This window comes from Acinetobacter guillouiae, assembly GCF_002370525.2.
GTDB lineage: Bacteria > Pseudomonadota > Gammaproteobacteria > Pseudomonadales > Moraxellaceae > Acinetobacter > Acinetobacter guillouiae.
The window spans coordinates 2,724,862-2,741,614 of the sequence record NZ_AP014630.1 but is presented as its reverse complement, the minus strand read 5'-3'; the positions used below and the strand labels follow the sequence as shown (position 1 = coordinate 2,741,614).

At 37.9% G+C, this 16,753-nt stretch carries 15 protein-coding genes; 9 read left to right on the top strand and 6 right to left on the bottom strand.

Annotated elements, in window-relative coordinates; all coding sequences use genetic code 11:
* Window positions 1-56: 56 nt before the first annotated feature.
* Window positions 57-650, top strand: coding sequence for a 2-hydroxychromene-2-carboxylate isomerase (locus AS4_RS12685; protein WP_096734376.1), 594 nt, complete (start codon window positions 57-59; stop codon window positions 648-650).
* 46 nt (window positions 651-696) lie between these two features.
* Window positions 697-1,131, top strand: coding sequence for a GNAT family N-acetyltransferase (locus tag AS4_RS12680; protein WP_197724417.1), 435 nt, complete (start codon window positions 697-699; stop codon window positions 1,129-1,131).
* 16 nt (window positions 1,132-1,147) lie between these two features.
* Here the strand turns inward: AS4_RS12680 and AS4_RS12675 are convergent, their stop codons facing one another.
* Window positions 1,148-2,065: an AEC family transporter gene (locus tag AS4_RS12675; protein ID WP_096734375.1), complete on the bottom strand. Its 918-nt coding sequence runs from the start codon at window positions 2,063-2,065 to the stop codon at window positions 1,148-1,150.
* 147 nt (window positions 2,066-2,212) lie between these two features.
* Between AS4_RS12675 and AS4_RS12670 the strand changes: the two genes are divergently transcribed.
* The 3 genes from AS4_RS12670 to AS4_RS12660 all read left to right on the top strand — a co-directional run bounded on the left by AS4_RS12670 (window position 2,213) and on the right by AS4_RS12660 (window position 3,989).
* Window positions 2,213-3,085 carry a LysR family transcriptional regulator gene (locus AS4_RS12670; protein WP_126606951.1) on the top strand — a complete coding sequence of 291 codons (873 nt, stop codon included), beginning with the start codon at window positions 2,213-2,215 and terminating at the stop codon, window positions 3,083-3,085.
* A gap of 54 nt (window positions 3,086-3,139) precedes the next feature.
* Window positions 3,140-3,559 (top strand): hypothetical protein, encoded by a 420-nt coding sequence (locus AS4_RS12665; protein ID WP_096734373.1) that lies wholly within the window; start codon window positions 3,140-3,142, stop codon window positions 3,557-3,559.
* A 91-nt stretch (window positions 3,560-3,650) separates the two neighbouring features.
* Entirely contained in the window at window positions 3,651-3,989 is a 339-nt protein-coding gene (locus AS4_RS12660) for an immunity protein Imm33 domain-containing protein (protein ID WP_096734372.1), read from the top strand.
* 133 nt (window positions 3,990-4,122) lie between these two features.
* Here the strand turns inward: AS4_RS12660 and exaC are convergent, their stop codons facing one another.
* Window positions 4,123-5,634 carry an acetaldehyde dehydrogenase ExaC gene (gene exaC, locus AS4_RS12655; protein ID WP_004719517.1) on the bottom strand — a complete coding sequence of 504 codons (1,512 nt, stop codon included), beginning with the start codon at window positions 5,632-5,634 and terminating at the stop codon, window positions 4,123-4,125.
* Window positions 5,635-5,993: 359 nt separating this feature from the next.
* On the opposite strand from exaC, the gene AS4_RS12650 reads away from it, so the two are divergent.
* Window positions 5,994-7,175: a sigma-54-dependent transcriptional regulator family protein gene (locus AS4_RS12650; protein WP_004719519.1), complete on the top strand. Its 1,182-nt coding sequence runs from the start codon at window positions 5,994-5,996 to the stop codon at window positions 7,173-7,175.
* 57 nt (window positions 7,176-7,232) lie between these two features.
* On the opposite strand, the gene AS4_RS12645 is transcribed toward AS4_RS12650, so the two are convergent.
* The 3 genes from AS4_RS12645 to mdh form a co-directional block, all read right to left on the bottom strand.
* The gene (locus tag AS4_RS12645; protein ID WP_096734371.1) at window positions 7,233-8,195 is read right to left on the bottom strand and encodes an alpha/beta hydrolase; all 963 of its coding nucleotides are present in this window, start codon (window positions 8,193-8,195) and stop codon (window positions 7,233-7,235) included.
* A 40-nt stretch (window positions 8,196-8,235) separates the two neighbouring features.
* A complete protein-coding gene (locus AS4_RS12640) occupies window positions 8,236-9,078 on the bottom strand; it encodes an SDR family NAD(P)-dependent oxidoreductase (RefSeq protein ID WP_096734370.1) in 843 nt (280 codons plus the stop codon).
* Between the two features lie 205 nt (window positions 9,079-9,283).
* Window positions 9,284-10,456, bottom strand: coding sequence for an iron-dependent methanol dehydrogenase (gene mdh / locus AS4_RS12635; protein ID WP_096734369.1), 1,173 nt, complete (start codon window positions 10,454-10,456; stop codon window positions 9,284-9,286).
* A 673-nt stretch (window positions 10,457-11,129) separates the two neighbouring features.
* On the opposite strand from mdh, the gene AS4_RS12630 reads away from it, so the two are divergent.
* The gene (locus AS4_RS12630; RefSeq protein ID WP_096734368.1) at window positions 11,130-12,248 is read left to right on the top strand and encodes an OmpW/AlkL family protein; all 1,119 of its coding nucleotides are present in this window, start codon (window positions 11,130-11,132) and stop codon (window positions 12,246-12,248) included.
* A gap of 167 nt (window positions 12,249-12,415) precedes the next feature.
* Here AS4_RS12630 and AS4_RS12625 read toward each other — a convergent pair whose 3' ends face one another.
* Window positions 12,416-13,954: an acetyl-CoA C-acetyltransferase gene (locus tag AS4_RS12625; protein WP_004822283.1), complete on the bottom strand. Its 1,539-nt coding sequence runs from the start codon at window positions 13,952-13,954 to the stop codon at window positions 12,416-12,418.
* A 311-nt stretch (window positions 13,955-14,265) separates the two neighbouring features.
* Here AS4_RS12625 and AS4_RS12620 point away from each other — a divergent pair, with 311 nt between their 5' ends.
* The gene (locus AS4_RS12620) at window positions 14,266-15,657 is read left to right on the top strand and encodes a 3-oxoacyl-ACP reductase (protein ID WP_004822281.1); all 1,392 of its coding nucleotides are present in this window, start codon (window positions 14,266-14,268) and stop codon (window positions 15,655-15,657) included.
* Window positions 15,658-15,848: 191 nt separating this feature from the next.
* Window positions 15,849-16,703, top strand: coding sequence for a MaoC family dehydratase (locus tag AS4_RS12615; protein ID WP_004719535.1), 855 nt, complete (start codon window positions 15,849-15,851; stop codon window positions 16,701-16,703).
* The last annotated feature ends 50 nt before the right edge of the window (window positions 16,704-16,753 follow it).

Genomic DNA, 16,753 nt, shown 5'->3' with positions numbered 1-16,753 from the left:
CATTTTTACAGTAGTACGATAAAAATACGATCAGTACAGTTAAGGAATAACACTGAATGAAACAGGTAGAATTTTATTTTGATTTGGGTAGTCCATATAGTTATTTAGGCTTTTATCAGATTCAAAAAATTGCAAAACAAAATCAAGTGCAAGTGATTTGGAAGCCAGTCTTGCTTGGTGGGATTTTTAAAGCCACTGGGAACAGTAGTCCAATGGCTGTGCCAGCAAAAGCCAGTTATTCAATGATCGATATGGGGCGCTGGTCAAAACTTTGGAATATTCCAATACAAATGAATCCCTATTTTCCTATTAATACCTTAAATCTGATGCGCGTGATTACAGCGGTTCAGCTTTATCAAGCTGAAAAATTTTTAACAGTGTTAAACGCTTTATTTGATGCAATGTTTGGGCATCCACGTAATTTAAATGATATCAATGAACTTATTAGCTTGCTTCAATCATTGGGTTTGAGTACGGAGCAGGTGCAAACTTGGCTTTCAGATGAACAGGTCAAAGCCCAACTAAAAAATTTGACAGAAGAAGCCATTGGGCGTGGTGTTTTTGGTGCACCGACATGGTTTATTGGCAATGAAATGTTTTGGGGCGTTGATCATCTTCACTTTGTTGAGATGGAATTGGCTAAATCTTGATAAATACGCTTTTAAATTCTGGTTCCATTATTTAGGGTGCTATAGCATGAGAGAATCCATAGAAATTCGAATAGCGACGCAAGCTGATGTCAATAGAATTGCAAATTTGTTGGTGCAATTGGGCTATCCCACAGAGATTTCTGAGTTTGAAAAGCGTTTTAAGCGACTTTTAAAAGATGAAAATGAATTGATTTATGTTGCTGTTATTGCAAATCAAGTGTGTGGATTTATTTCGATGCACTTTATACCCCAAATTGCAATGGAAGGGGATTTTGCACGGATTAGTTATTTTTGTGTGGATCAAGCTTTTAGAGATCAAAAAGTTGGTCAGAAATTACTTGCAGAAGCTGAGCGATGTGCAAGTTTACGTGACTGTGACAGGATCGAGTTGCATTGTGCAGCACATCGCCATGCAGCACACCTATTCTATAGAAAGCAAAACTATATCGAATCAGCAAAATATTTGATGAAAAAACTCTAATCGCAAATATAGCGGATCAAACATAATAATGCTGTAATAGCGCAAGGATCAGAGCCAAAGTGAAAACTGATAAAAGCGTTTGCATACTGATGCTTGCAGCCATTAATTGATGATCGCCGTTTAACAGTTTGGTTAAGATATAAGCGGAAGATGCCGTTGGGATAGAAAAGAAAATCATGATGGCAATTACGGCGGCATGACTGAGATCAAAAAACTGCAAACATACAAAGGTGATAAGCGGAATCAGCAATAATCTGAATAGGCTAATAAGTAAAGACTTTTTCAGATAAACTTTGAGGGTCGAAAACTGAATTGCTGTTCCTACACATAATAAGCCCAACATCAGACTACTACTTGAAAAAGCATTTAACAGATTTGCAAAGCCAGACCAAATAGGGATGTTTAAAACATTAAATGTAATACCCAATATACAAGAACTGATTAGTGGGTTTTTGATTAAAGACCAGAAAATATTTTTAATATTCAGTTGATTTTTATCTGTCAGTGAAAGGATCGAAACAACATTAACCAACGGAATCGCTATAGCAAGGATATTGACCAAGATACTTTTGATTTCAGCATTATTGAGTGTCGTGGCAATCGAGAGGCCGAGATAGGTATTAAAACGAATCAAGCTTTGAACATATACACCGATCTGGGCAATAGGTGTGCGGTTTAACTTTGCAAACAGATAAACGCCAGCAATGATCATGGCCATAATTAAAAAAATGACCGTAAGAATGCTATTGAGATGCCCCATATTCATATCTGCATTTGCAAGAGAACTAAACAATAAGGCTGGAAATAAAATATAGTAATTGAGCTTTTCTGCGCCATTCCAGAATTTTTCATCAAGGATACGTGACTGGAACAGATAAAAACCTAAACCAATCAGGGCGATGGATGGGAAAAGAATAGTAATCATTTGTAGCATGATGAACGCTCTATGCAGAACCTAATTCGACCAAGTCCTACCCACTGATTTTTTCATCTGTAAGCTAAACCCAAGTAAACTTTAATCAAGAATATGACTTATGCCTATTCATGGTAAAATGAGTTTTTACTCATGGATAGAGTGGCGATGACATTTACTCAACTGACTATTTTTGCCATGTTGGCTGAACAGAAAAGCTTTACTGTCACAGCGCAGCGTTTGCAAATTTCTCAATCTGCGATTTCTCATGCAATTAAAGGCTTAGAACAAGATTGGTCAGTCACATTGTTTTATCGCAATCATAATGAAGTTGAGCTAACTGAATCGGGTATACGGCTTTTAGTGCATGTGAAAGAAATTTTGAATATTTCTAATGTATTAAAACAAGAAATCTCCGATATACAAGGATTTCATTCTGGGACTTTAAGAATTGGATCTTTTGGTGCTTCATCTTCTAATGTACTGATTCCCTTAATTCTAGAAAAATTTAGTTTAAAATATCCAAATATTGAAGTGTTTATTAAAGAAGGAACGGACAAAGATATTACCCAATGGATTCATGACCGTACTATTGATGTTGGATTTGTGGTTTTACCTGAAGAACGTTTTGATACTTTTCCTGTGATTGAGGATATTTTTGTAGCACTTATTCCCAAATCCTATGCACGATCACAACAAAGTGCAGTTCGATTGGATGAATTGGTAGAACATCCTTTTTTAATGACCTCAGCAGGCAGTCAAAACCATGTGACAGAGATGTTTAGAAAAGCCAATCTGAGTCCAAAAATTAAATGTTATTTTTCTCAAATTTTGACCATTATTAATATGGTGAACAATGGTGCTGGTGTTTCAATTGTCGCAGATATGGCCTTGAACAAAGAGTTGATGACGCTGTTTCCCAATGTTCAAAAATTACCTTTATCACCCAATATCAAGCGGTCTATTAGTCTGGCAGTGAAGAATAAAAAACAGATGAGTCCAATTACACAGGCATTTATTGATATTGCACAAATGGTTTAGCATCTTATCGTGAGCCTTTCGCAAAAGAACAAAAGAAGAGTATAAGCACAGAGAATGAATGATTTGATTTATAAACTCATAGAACGTCCTAAAACAGCATTTATATTATGTGGCTGTATTGCTAACCTATCCTTATGGGCAATCAGCCATATCAAAAGCTTTAGCATTTTATGGGTACTCGGCTTTTTCATTTTTACCGCATTTTCTGCATTGGCTTTGTCTGTATATTTGATGGAAATTGTTGAGAAAAAGCCAAGATACAAAATCTACTTTCAACTGTTGTTTTACACACTTTTGATCATTTTATATTTAGCATTGAATACTTATAAATCTGTTTTAGATCAGAAATTTTTTCCACGAAGTTTAGTGATGTTTGTGATTGTGTTTTTCACAATGTTATTGATGATGAATTTAAGAGTCGTGGTGGGATATAGCTTCGAAAATATTAAAATGTTATGGAAAAGACTTAAATAATTTTGCTGCTGATCTCAATATATCTGATTTGAACGTATTGGTTTATGCAACTAAACAAACAATACTAAACAAGCAATAAAGGAATGTGTTGATGGATTTAGAAACATTACAACGGCAAATCTGCAAAAAATATCAGTCAAAATATATCGAATTTAATCTGTCGGATAGGGTTGCAATTGCATTACAGAGTCTAGGTCAACAACCGATTTATGCAGTTCGAGTTGCGCTTAAAAAACCAGACAATGTTTCTTGGTTTATTCACTGTGGAGAATATTCTTCCGCTGATGATTTTTATCAACCGCTGCATGCCTCGCATTTACAGCAATATTTACCTGAAATTTTACCTTATTTGGCGCTTGAGCACGGTTATCATGTCATTATTGATAAGCATGGCTATGAAGATGTTTGGATGAATCCAACAACCGACTAAATTTAGCGAATCATCGCAATCTGTATAAAATAATGAATGAATTGATAGTGATAAGAATTAAAAAGCATCTTCATCATGACCAAAAAAAGCGAACCGAAGTTCGCTTTTTTAAAGTGTAAATCAACTATTAAACTTAGAAGAAGCCCATTGCTTTGGTTGAATAGCTAACCAATAAATTCTTGGTTTGTTGATAATGATCGAGCATCATCTTGTGGTTTTCACGGCCAATACCTGATTTCTTATAACCACCGAATGCAGCATGTGCAGGGTAGATATGGTAGCAGTTGGTCCATACACGACCAGCTTCAATCGCACGACCCGCACGATAAGAGGTATGCGCAGAACGCGACCATACACCAGCGCCTAAGCCATACATCGTATCATTGGCAATTCGGATTGCATCGTCATAATCTTTAAATGTTGCGACAGAAAGCACTGGTCCAAAAATTTCTTCTTGGAAAATCTTCATACTGTTGTCGCCTTTGAAAATGGTAGGTTCAATATAGAAACCTTGACCGACTTCCTGACGATCGCCACCACCTGTAAGCAATTGAGCACCTTCAGCACGGCCTGTTGCGATACAGCCCAAAATTTTGTCTTGTTGCTCTTGAGATGCCTGAGCACCAATCATGGTGTCTGTATCTAGAGGATGTCCAGTTTTGATGCGTTTTACACGTTCAACTGCCATTTCTAGGAATTTATCTGCAATACTTTCTTGAACCAAGGCACGTGATGGGCAAGTACATACTTCACCTTGGTTTAAAGCGAACATGGCAAAGCCTTCAAGCGCTTTGTCTAAATAATCATCATCTTTATCCATGACATCTTCAAAGAAGATGTTTGGTGATTTACCACCAAGCTCAAGTGTCACAGGAATAATATTTTCAGTTGCATATTGCATGATCATTTGACCAACAGCAGTGGAACCCGTAAATGCAATTTTAGCAATACGTGGATTGGTTGCCAGTGGGCGACCCACTTCAACGCCGTAACCATTGACAATATTTAAAACGCCTGGCGGTAAAATATCTTGAATGAGTTCAGCAACAACTAAAATACTTGATGGTGTTTGTTCAGCAGGTTTCAGTACAATACAGTTACCCGCTGCAAGTGCTGGTGCAAGTTTCCATGCTGCCATAAGAATAGGGAAGTTCCATGGAATGATCTGACCAACTACACCTAAAGGCTCATGGAAGTGGTAAGCAATGGTATCTTCATCAATTTCAGAAATACCACCTTCTTGTGCACGCAAACAACCTGCAAAATAACGGAAATGGTCAATTGCTAAAGGAATATCGGCTGCCAATGTTTCACGAATTGGCTTACCGTTTTCCCATGTTTCTGCAACCGCTAGTAATTCTAAATTTTCTTCTAAACGATCTGCAATTTTCAGCAGTACATTTGAACGTGTTGTTGGAGATGCTTTGTTCCATGAAGCTTTGGCTTTATGTGCTGCATCTAATGCAAGTTCGATATCTTCCGCAGAAGAACGTGGAATTTTGGTAAAGGCTTTACCATCTACAGGAGAAACATTATCAAAATATTGCCCTTTAACAGGTGCTACCCATTTGCCATCAATAAAGTTTTCATATTGGGCTTTGAACTGTACTTTTGAACCAGGCTGATTTGGATCTACATAACGCATAAGAGTATCCCTTTACTTATATTCATGATCATTCATGATGTGTTTAATATGGCATGTATGAACAATGATTGTTTACATGATGGTTTGAGCATAGAGAGTCAAAGGTAGGGAAAAGGTTGGATGAAATCCAAGACACATTTGCGCTATGCTTTAATCTTTGGCAATATTTTCTTGTTTATTGAAAATTTGCTAAATATTGGAAAAAATTGGTTTTATTCTAACGCTTTGGTATGAGTTGTGTTGACTGAGGTTAAGCTCACTGTGTTAATGTGCTAGAGTAATTTATAGGCAGGTCCGCTGGATAAAAACAACAGAGAAAGGATAGGATATTTTTTAACGAATTACAGAGGAAGTAGCGTATGTTAAGCCAACAAGAGTTATCAAATAAACGGAGTTTAATTGAGCAATTACGCCAAAGTAGTAGTTTGTCTTTAAAACATGCTGATCAACTCGGGCAGAGTATTGCAAGTTCATGGCAACGTTCCAATTCAGCTGCGATTCCCAAAGATCGTGATGCTGCACCCTTGATGAATGTAAAACAAGAAAGAAAAACACTGTTAGAAAAAGCCATCGAACATTGTCGTGATGAATTAACTCATATCGCAGAACAGTCGGCAATGGTTGCTGCAGTAGGGGATATCGGCAGTACCATTATCTGGTCAGCCGCAAGTGGGCAAATGCGCAATGCCGCAGAACGTGTTCATTTTATTGCTGGTGGACAATGGCGAGAAGATTTGGTGGGAACCAATGCTTTGGCACTGTCATTAAAAACCCAACAATCCAGTTGTGTGTTTTCTAACGAACATTTTATGTCTTCTGTGCATGACTGGGTTTGTTATGCCTCTCCAATTATAGATCCATATTCCAAACAAGTTTTAGGGGTGATTGATCTGTCAACCACATGGAATCATCACAATAGTTTGGGATTACTGGCAGCTGAACGTTGTGCCTCAATTATTCAATCGGCATTGCTAGAGTTTCAGCAACAACATTTATTTATCCGGGCTTTTGCTGTGCCACAAGTGTTGTTCAATGGCAAGATCGTGGTACTGACACCACGACAAATTGAAATTTTGACCATTCTTGCGTTGTGTCCACAAGGGATGAATCTGGAAAATTTACATCAAGCGCTATATGGTGAACGAAAAGTAAGTGTCGGCACATTAAAAGCTGAAATGTCGCAGTTGCGCGATATCTTGGGTGGCATGTTGGGTTCACGGCCCTATCGTTTATTGGCACATGTTGAGGCAGATTTCTTGCAAGCAGAGAATGCTTTAGATGCGGGTTATACCGAATCCGCTTTAAAATTATGCAAAGGTGTATTTTTAGCTAAAACTGAAAGTCCTTTTTTATCTGCATGGCGAGACTGCCTTGAATCACGCCTGAGTGAAGCGATTTTTAAAGCCAATGAAACAGATGCTTTATTAAAACACCTTGCACATTTTCCAGAGGCGATTGATGCCGTTGAGCGTCTGATTGAACTTACACCAGTCGGGCATCCTGCTCATCAAATTCTAATGAAATATAAAGATGAACATTGATTTTGCAGGATACTTTTAACTGATCATTCGCTTGTAAAGAAGAATGAATTGGCGCTTTTAAAGCTGTTTTTGGGCTAACCAAGAAAAAAGTTGATGATAAACTTCTTTTCTGACTTTTGGTGCCGATAAGACCAAGTCATGCAGTCCATTTTGAATGGTCATGACATTAACGTCGCCCTGTATTTTACCTGCATCCCTCACGATGTCTTTGACCTCTAAAATAACATCAGTGCTTTGAGCATCTCGGTTAAATTTCTTGGGATAGGTTGTTTTGTGAGAATGCATCACTAAGGTTGGTACATTGATCTGTACACCTGCATGAATTTCTTTTTGCGCTTCAAAAATTGCATGCACAAAGCTTAAATATACTTTGGGGTAAGTTGGTTTTTTCCACTCTAAGCTGAAATCCCATTCGCCTTGCAAATCTTTATGCAGACTAGTGACATACCATTTATTTAATTCACTTGGAAACTTTAAATTAGGTAAGCGTTTACCCAATGCGCTGAGTTTGGGGAGGGCTAATTTTTTCTTCCAAGCAGGCATATTAAAGTCATAAAAAGGACTATTGCACCATAAGGCTTGAATAAGGGAGTGTTGTGGATAATGTGCTGCATATAATGTTGCGATCAATCCACCTGTAGAATGTCCTGCCAGTAACACCTCAGTGTGGCCTTCCTGACCAATAATCTTTAATGCTTGGGTGATTTCCTCATCATATTCATTCAAATTTAGAACATAATAATATTTTTGATGTGGTAGGTAAGAACGACCATATTTTCTTAAATCAAGTGCATAAAAATCATAATCATGTTGATTAAATTGTTCAGCCATTTCTGTTTGAAAGAAATAATCGATAAAACCATGGATATAGAGCACCGCTTTCTTGCTCGCTTGAGCTGCTTGTTTGCGTACCAAAGTCGCAGTGACTTTACCATCATAGTCATCTGGTAAGTTTAAGGTTAGTTTTTCATAACCTGTACCAAGGATATCAGGTTGATATTCAGTAGATTGAGTGGTCATAGCATATTCCTGAATTTATTGAAAAATGAAATCCGAAAAATTACAGATAGTCTTTTACCAGCGCATAGGATTCATCATATAGTTTTTGTGCCAATTGCATATCTTTAGCTTTGCCTGATTTAAACGCAGGGGTTTGCAAACTCACATAATCACCATTGCGCTTTTCCCATGATGGATCAAGAGCAATTTTCTTAATTAATTCGGCAGGCTTAGATGGTGGAATAAGACCAAGTTTAATTATTGCATATTGCCATTTGGGTAATTCACGATAAATCTCAGAATCTACGCCACCTGGATGTAATGCATTGCTGGTAACATGACTTCCTTGTAGTTGTTTGGCAAGGATATTGCTAAACAGCAGATTGGCTAATTTACTATTACCATAGCTCAAAACACCATTGTATTTTTTCACTTGATCCGCGTTAAAGTTTTCAGGTTGGATACGACCTAAAAGATGCATCATTGAAGCCAAATGAATTACACGACCTTGTTGGGCTTTTTGAACCAATGTAAGAAGTTTCAATGTCCAAAGAAAAGGCCCCAGATAATTTACCCCAAACTGTTTTTCAAAACCATCAGCTGTGGCCTCAAGATCAGGTGTCATCATGCCAGCATTGTTGACTAATACATCAATTTTTTCATATTTGGCAATAATTTCATTGGCTGCTTGGTTAATTTGTTCAAGACTATTTAAATCAAGGAGAATCACGTCTACTTGACCTGTACCGAATGACTCTAAGTGTTGTTGTGCTGTTTTTGCTTTTTCAGGATTACGACAAGCAATGATCACATGGTGACCATCCTTAATAAATGTTTCTGCAGTTGCAAGCCCGATTCCAGTGTTTGCACCCGTGATGATGATGGTTTTACTTGTTGTTGTCATTGCTGAAATAATCCGCTGATGTTTTAAGCATCATAGTCATAGATTGTGACTTTATCAATATATCTGACAATAATGATTGTCATTTTTTGATAAGCGTATAAAAAAGGAATATTACCTAAGTAATATTCCTGAGTATCAAGCACAAGCTTCATTGGATTTGGCCTAAAACAGTTGTCAGGCTGACGTAGAACCAAAGAGTATCGTTTTACATTGCTGATTCAAAAATTTTAATGACTTGAGCATCAGTTGCTTTACGTGGATTTGTCAACATACAGGCATCTTTTTGCGCATTTGATGTCATTACTGCATGATCTTCCGCTTTGACACCCAGTTCAGCTAAGCCAGAAGGGATGCCAATAGATGATGATAACTCACGGATTGCATTAATCGCAGCAAAGGCAGCCTCAGTAACGGTTAAACCCTCGGTATTGACACCCATTAATTGGGCAATTTTTGCATAACGGTCAGGACAAGCAATTAAGTTAAACTCACACACATGCGGTAATAGAATTGCATTACATACGCCGTGTGGAAGGTTATAGAAGCCACCTAATTGATGAGCCATTGCATGTACATAACCTAAAGATGCATTGTTAAATGCCATACCTGCTAAATATTGTGCATATGCCATCGCATCACGAGCTTCAAGATTTTCACCATTGGCAACAGCAGGGCTTAACCATTCACTAATCATCGAAATGGCTTTTTCTGCACATGCATCAGTAATTGGGTTTGCAGCAGTTGAAACATAAGCTTCTACAGCATGAGTTAAAGCATCCATACCCGTTGCAGCAGTTAAAGCTGCAGGTTTTGCAATCATGAGTTTAGGATCATCAATTGCAACAAGCGGTGTACAACGCCAGTCAACAATCGCCATTTTTACATGGGTATCTGTATTGGTGATAATACAGAAACGAGTCATTTCAGAAGCAGTTCCCGCCGTTGTATTGATTGCAACAAGCGGTGTCATTGGGACTTTACTTTGATCAATCCCTTCATAATCACGAATATGACCGCCACCTGCGGTGACTAGGCCAATTCCTTTTGCACAGTCATGAGAAGATCCGCCGCCTAAAGACACAATAAAGTCACAGCCATTATTGTTATATTCATTTACGCCGTTATGTACATTAATATCTGTCGGGTTTGGTTCTGCGCCAGGAAAAACATGACTGTCTACGCCAGCTTCTTTGAGATAGCCTACGATAATGTCTGCAACACCAAATTTGAATAGGCCAGCATCAGTGACGATGAGGGCTTTTTTTGCCCCTAAATTTTGTGCTTTAGCGCCGACTTCTTTGGCACAACCTGGACCAAAAAGTGAGACGCAAGGGATATAAAAACCGTTTGTTTGATCTGCTATATTTTTAAAAGCCATGGTGCGATTCCTTCTACCATTGTTATTTCATCATTCCAGAAAGGTGATGATCACCTTGAGGTTGAGTATCAGTTTTGAGGGCTGGGTTGAATACCTACTAAACACCTACCAAATTTTAATCATGCAAATTTTAAATTAAGTATTTGATATTTATATTTAAAATAAAATGATGAAGTTTTTCTTTATAATTTTAAGCTGAAAATCAGGCTTTAACGTGAGTTTTGATTAAAAACGACAAAAACAGATTTTATTTGGTATTTTTTGCTTTGACAGATCATTTTATTTTTAAAAAGTGAATCGTTGCGTTAAATTTCGGGGATAAATTTTAAGATCCATCAAAATAGACTAAATTATCAATTTGTGAGAATGTGTGTTAATAATTAAAAAGTGAAAATTATGTGAAAAATTTGATATTTCTATAATAGGCCAGCAGGGGCTTAAATAGACTTTTTAAATATACCAGCACTGTTAATTTATGCTAAATGATAAAAATAACACAATGATATATATCATTAATAAGTAGTATAAAAAATTTAAAAATAAAAGTACCAATATTTTTTACGGATGAGTGTAAATGCTGTTGATCAGAATTTTATACATAAATATTGTTTTTTATTTATGTTTTTTAAACAGGTTGCCACGGTTCGGTAATCTCATATTTTAAGGATAAAAAATGAAAAAAATATTAACGTTAAAAAATATTGTCATAGCAAGTTCATTGTTCGCGATTACTAGCATGAGTTTTGCGGGGGAGTATAAACGCTTTTCAGTATCTGCAGGCTGGTTACATGTCATGCCTCAAGGAAAAGCCAATCCCTTTAATATTAATACCAGTGTTAAAAATGGTACCAATGCAACAGTCGGAAGTATCTCTACAACCAGTTTTTTAAACTCAGTTGATCCTAATGCGATGGGAGAAGACTTAGGCGGAGTGCCATTTAATCAGAAAGAGGTGTTAACTGAATTTCTCAATGATGCCTTTATGCAAACCTTATTGACTGATGGTAAGGGGAATATTTTGCCGGAGGTCGCAGGAACCGCAAATATTCATGGCTTGGAAAATTGGCAAGCAAAGGGTACAGGGCTCGAAGTCGATGACGTGGATACGCTGGGCTTAATGCTAAATTATTACATCAACGACAATGTTTCTTTGCAACTCATTGGTGGGATTCCTCCAAAAGTGGATATTAAAGGTAAAGGGGAAATATTGGCACCGCTCACAGGATTAGCCACTTCGCCAAATGAGTTGGTCAATATCTTATTTCCAGATGGTATTGGTTTAAATCAAGCCATTCCAATCACCAATTTAGGCAATAAGTCTAAAGCAGCATCGGTGCGTGCATGGACACCAGCGCTGGAAGCGCAATATCAATTTGGTCAATCTGGTGTCAATAAATTGCGTCCATATATTGGGGTAGGGGTGATGTACTCTCATTTCACTGATATTAAGTTGAATTCACAGATCAAAAGTGATCTGGTTGCAGCGGGACACATGATTCAAAACGTTTTAGATGGAAAAGCTGGGGCTGCGTTAGATGGCAAACCTTCCAGTGCAAATCCTTATGTAAGAGTTAAAACGACTGATGCTATAGCACCCATTGTAAGTCTTGGTGCTACTTATGATATTAATGAAAACTGGTTTGGTGTGGCTTCTGTTTCTTATGCCAAGCTCAACAATCAGGCAAAGATTGATGTCGTTGATGCCAAGACTGGTAAGCGACTGATTAATTCCACGACAAAAGTCGATATAGATCCATTGATTACTTATGTTGGTGTGGGGTATCGCTTCTAAAATCAACACTATTTTCCCTAAGAATAGTGAAGATTTTAAATGGTTAGCTTCGGCTAACCATTTTTTGTGGTCTAGGTAAAATCTTGTTAGCGATATGTAGATTGACGAGCAATAAAAAAGCATCCATTCAGGATGCTTTTTTGAAGGTATCGTACAAATCAGAGAACTTATTTCTCTACGATTGCAGTTACACCTTGACCACCAGCAGCACAAATCGAAATTAACACACGACCTGAACCTTTTTGGTTAATCAATTTTGCAGCAGTTGCCAAAATACGACCACCTGTTGCTGCAAATGGATGACCAGCAGCTAAAGAAGAACCTTTAACATTGAGTTTGCTACGGTCAATTGAGCCCAATGGTGCATCTAGACCTAAACGTTCTTTACAGAACTTAGGATCTTCCCATGCTTTTAAGGTCGAAAGAACTTGTGATGCAAAAGCTTCATGAATTTCATAGTAGTCGAAGTCTTGAAGTTTAATACCCGCACGAGCCAACATACGTGGAACAGCATAAGCAGGTGCCATCAATAAACCTTCTTTCTTATTGACAAAATCTACAGCAGCAGTTTCAGTGAATGTTAAGTACGCGAGTACTTCGTGACCATTTGCTTTCGCCCATTCTTCAGAGGCTAAAAGTACAACTGAAGCGCCGTCTGTAAGAGGAGTAGAGTTACCTGCAGTCATTGTTGCAGTTTCACCTTTACCAAATGCAGGTTTAAGCTTAGCCAATTTTTCAACTGAAGAATCAGGACGTAAGTTATTGTCTTTGTCTAGACCCATAAATGGCGTGATCAAATCATCGAAGAAACCTTCTTCATATGCTTTGGCCATTTTTTGATGTGAAGATGCAGCAAGTTCATCTTGAGCTTCGCGAGGAATACCCCATTCTAAAGCAGTAATCGCTTGGTGATCACCCATAGATAAACCTGTACGAGGTTCACCATTTTTTGGCGCATCCATCAAGTCTTTAACATTGATTTTAGCTAAGGCTTTTAAACGATCTTTACCTGTTTTTGCAATGTTTAATTCAAGCAATGCTTTACGTAAGCCGTCACCAAATGCGATCGGTGCATCAGAGGTAGTATCCACACCACCAGCAATACCCACTTCAATTTGACCTAATGCAATTTTGTTTGCAACAAGGAAAGCTGCTTGTAAGCCAGTACCACATGCTTGTTGAATATCATAAGCAGGGGTTTCAGGGGCAAGTTGAGTATTTAAAACACATTCGCGTGTCATGTTGAAATCACGGCTATGTTTTAGAACTGCACCAGCAACAACTTCACCTAAACGTTGACCTTGAAGGTTAAAACGTTCAATTAAACCGTTTAAAGACGCAGTAAGCATGTCAATGTTTGACGCTCGGAAATAAGGGCCATTTGAACGTGCAAAAGGAATACGGTTACCGCCAATAATTGCTACGCGACGTACAGTGTTTTGACTCATAATTTTATCCTGCTGACCAGAAGTTTGAGTTTTAGAAGATGAAGCTGTTGTAACTTTTTTTGCCGTCGATGCTGTTGCTTTGCTACGTGAAGCAGCTGCTGGTGCACGAGTCGGTTTCTTAGTCGTGTTGGCTGCATTGGCATTTGTAGAATTTGTGTTGCTACTTTTACTCGTACGAGTACGAGGTTTTGATGTATTTGACACAGTTTCTTGTACAGTGCTTTCAGCGTTTGAATTTTCTTGAGTTGTTTTGCTCATAAGGCTTTTCCAAGCATGTTCGCAATATTCTTAGTGCTTACATTAACATAATTGGCTATGACTCGAATTGACTATAATGACATTTGCATATTCTTTCAGGTCAAGTCATCATTTTGGCAACTCAAGTATGATTTAACTGAAACTTATGGGTCATAGAGATGATAGCGTTGTTGACGATTCCTCTAAGCCTTGCGCGAAGAACAACGCAAGCCATTTAAGAAAGCGCAACACAGCTAAATATCTGAGATTATACTGAAGTTAAAAGATAGCTTAAGCCCCATACAAAATTAATTTGATGAGAGATAAGAAACATGTCTGACCAATACCAAGCATTTGCTAAATCTCCAATTGGTAAATTTGTCATAAAAAATTTAGGTTTACCATCACCAATCCAGCTAGACCGCTTTGAGTCTGCCACTCCTGTCGTTAAAGGTGCTGTATTATTTGGTGCAGCTCCAAAGAGTCATTTCACTGGTGAAGTTGCGCAGGTTCTTAGTAATATTCACGCCAACACTTATGCAGGGAATAACGCAGAATTACAACAAGCTGCGGCAAAATCTGGTTTGAATGTCGGCGCTTTTAATGAAGGCGATAAAGAATCAAAATTTAAAGCAGTGATATTTGATGCATCAGGGATTCAAAATTCAGAACAATTACATGAACTACACAAGTTTTTTAATCCTGTTGCCCGTCAAATTGCGACATCAGGCCGTGTAATTATTATTGGTTTAACACCTGAAACTGCACCAACGATTAAGCAGGCGATTGCACAACGTGCATTAGAAGGGTTTGTTAAATCGGTTGGTAAAGAGTTTAAGAAAGGAATTGCTGCTGATCTTATTCTGGTTGATGCAGATGCTGCACAAAACTTGGAATCAAGTTTACGTTTTGCAATTTCTCCACGTTCAGCATACGTATCAGGTCAAGTGATTCGCGTATCTAAAGGTGATGTGATTGATATCGATTGGGCAAAACCGCTTGCAGGCAAAACTGCACTAGTAACAGGTGCAAGCCGTGGTATTGGTGAAGCGATTGCACATGTATTGGCACGTGATGGTGCGCATGTAATTTGTTTAGATGTTCCACCACAACAAGCAGACCTAGACCGTGTTGCAAGTGAAATCGGTGGTTCTACGCTCGCAATTGATATCACTGCTGCTGATGCTGGTGAAAAAATCAAAGCTGCGGCAGCTCAACAAGGTGGTTTAGATATCATCGTACATAATGCGGGTATTACACGTGACAAAACTTTGGCAAATATGAAGCCAGAGATGTGGGATCTGGTGATTAATATCAACTTATCTGCTGCTGAACGTATTAACGATTATTTATTGTCAAATGATGGTTTAAATGCAAATGGTCGTATTGTTTGCGTATCTTCAATTTCAGGTATTGCTGGTAACTTAGGTCAAACCAACTATGCTGCATCAAAAGCAGGTGTCATTGGTTTGGTGAAATTTACTGCGCCTGTGTTAAAAAATGGTATTACCATTAATGCTGTAGCACCGGGTTTCATTGAAACTCAAATGACCGCTGCAATTCCATTTGCAATCCGTGAAGCAGGTCGTCGTATGAACTCAATGAGTCAAGGTGGCTTACCTGTTGATGTTGCTGAAACAATTGCTTTATTTGCATCTTCAGCATCTACAGGATTAAATGGTAATGTTGTGCGTGTTTGTGGTCAAAGCTTATTGGGTGCATAATCACGCATAACTGAAGTCCTGTTTCGTTTAGGGGATTACCGCGAAGCGATTATTTGTGTATTTAAATAACGCTTTCGCTGGTTTTCTCTTCAACAAAATCAGGATGTTTAAGCTGTATCATCCGTTAATTTCCAACTGAAATGTTGGATTTTTTAAATGTTGAATAAGAATTAATTTTTCAAAGGTCCAGTATGAATACTCGCCATTTTAGTCAACTTCCTAAGCCATATTTAGCTTATCCAAAAGTGATTCAGGGTTTAATTTTTAAAAAGCCAAAAGGTGAAAAAGTTCTACCGCAAGTTGAATATGTGGTTGATTCATTCAAAATTGATCCAAATCATTTAAAAGCATATAACGAAGTGTGTGGCTTTAAAAATAATGGGTATATTCCCGCAATTTATTTAGCTGTTTTATCGCAAAGTTTACAAATGCATATGATGACCTCTGAAGCATTTCCTTTTGCAATCTTAGGCTTAGTGCATATTCGCAATCAAATTAAGCAAACACGTAAAATTGGGGTCAATGAACAGCTGACTTTATCTTGTCAATTTGGTGAGTTAAAGCCCCATGATAAAGGGGTTCAGTTCGATTTCATCACAACAGCCAAAGTTGGCGGTGACGTGGTCATGCAAGGATTAACCACCTATCTAGCACGCCAAAAAACCGATGGTTCAGTTACAGAAAAACCAAAAGATAAAAAAGAACCAAATTATCAAGTTCAGGCGGTTTGGGAAGTTTCTGAAAATACTGGTCGTCGTTATGCTATGACATCAGGTGACTTTAACTTGATTCATATCCATGCATTAACTGCAAAAGCATTTGGTTTTAAACAAGCGATTGCTCATGGGATGTGGAGCAAGGCGCGTGTTCTCGCTGGGCTCAACTTACCAGAAGCTTATGAAGCCGATGTATTGTTTAAATTGCCGATGTATTTACCTTCAACAGTAGAATTTTTAACTGCACAAGATGGTACAACAACTGACTTTTTGATTCGTAATCAAAAATCACAAAAACCTCATGTTTCTGGTGTGGTTAACGCTTTATAAGATAAAATATAAAGCCTGAGTCGAGATGATTCAGGCTTTTTTAATTAAAA

What these genes read in the sequence shown, in the direction of transcription:
- AS4_RS12685 (WP_096734376.1), top strand. Translation starts at nt 57, where the DNA reads ATGAAACAGGTAGAATTTTATTTTGATTTGGGTAGTCCATATAGTTAT.
- AS4_RS12680 (WP_197724417.1), top strand. Translation starts at nt 697, where the DNA reads ATGAGAGAATCCATAGAAATTCGAATAGCGACGCAAGCTGATGTCAAT.
- AS4_RS12675 (WP_096734375.1), bottom strand. Translation starts at nt 2,065, where the DNA reads ATGCTACAAATGATTACTATTCTTTTCCCATCCATCGCCCTGATTGGT.
- AS4_RS12670 (WP_126606951.1), top strand. Translation starts at nt 2,213, where the DNA reads ATGACATTTACTCAACTGACTATTTTTGCCATGTTGGCTGAACAGAAA.
- AS4_RS12665 (WP_096734373.1), top strand. Translation starts at nt 3,140, where the DNA reads ATGAATGATTTGATTTATAAACTCATAGAACGTCCTAAAACAGCATTT.
- AS4_RS12660 (WP_096734372.1), top strand. Translation starts at nt 3,651, where the DNA reads ATGGATTTAGAAACATTACAACGGCAAATCTGCAAAAAATATCAGTCA.
- exaC (WP_004719517.1), bottom strand. Translation starts at nt 5,634, where the DNA reads ATGCGTTATGTAGATCCAAATCAGCCTGGTTCAAAAGTACAGTTCAAA.
- AS4_RS12650 (WP_004719519.1), top strand. Translation starts at nt 5,994, where the DNA reads ATGTTAAGCCAACAAGAGTTATCAAATAAACGGAGTTTAATTGAGCAA.
- AS4_RS12645 (WP_096734371.1), bottom strand. Translation starts at nt 8,195, where the DNA reads ATGACCACTCAATCTACTGAATATCAACCTGATATCCTTGGTACAGGT.
- AS4_RS12640 (WP_096734370.1), bottom strand. Translation starts at nt 9,078, where the DNA reads ATGACAACAACAAGTAAAACCATCATCATCACGGGTGCAAACACTGGA.
- mdh (WP_096734369.1), bottom strand. Translation starts at nt 10,456, where the DNA reads ATGGCTTTTAAAAATATAGCAGATCAAACAAACGGTTTTTATATCCCT.
- AS4_RS12630 (WP_096734368.1), top strand. Translation starts at nt 11,130, where the DNA reads ATGAAAAAAATATTAACGTTAAAAAATATTGTCATAGCAAGTTCATTG.
- AS4_RS12625 (WP_004822283.1), bottom strand. Translation starts at nt 13,954, where the DNA reads ATGAGCAAAACAACTCAAGAAAATTCAAACGCTGAAAGCACTGTACAA.
- AS4_RS12620 (WP_004822281.1), top strand. Translation starts at nt 14,266, where the DNA reads ATGTCTGACCAATACCAAGCATTTGCTAAATCTCCAATTGGTAAATTT.
- AS4_RS12615 (WP_004719535.1), top strand. Translation starts at nt 15,849, where the DNA reads ATGAATACTCGCCATTTTAGTCAACTTCCTAAGCCATATTTAGCTTAT.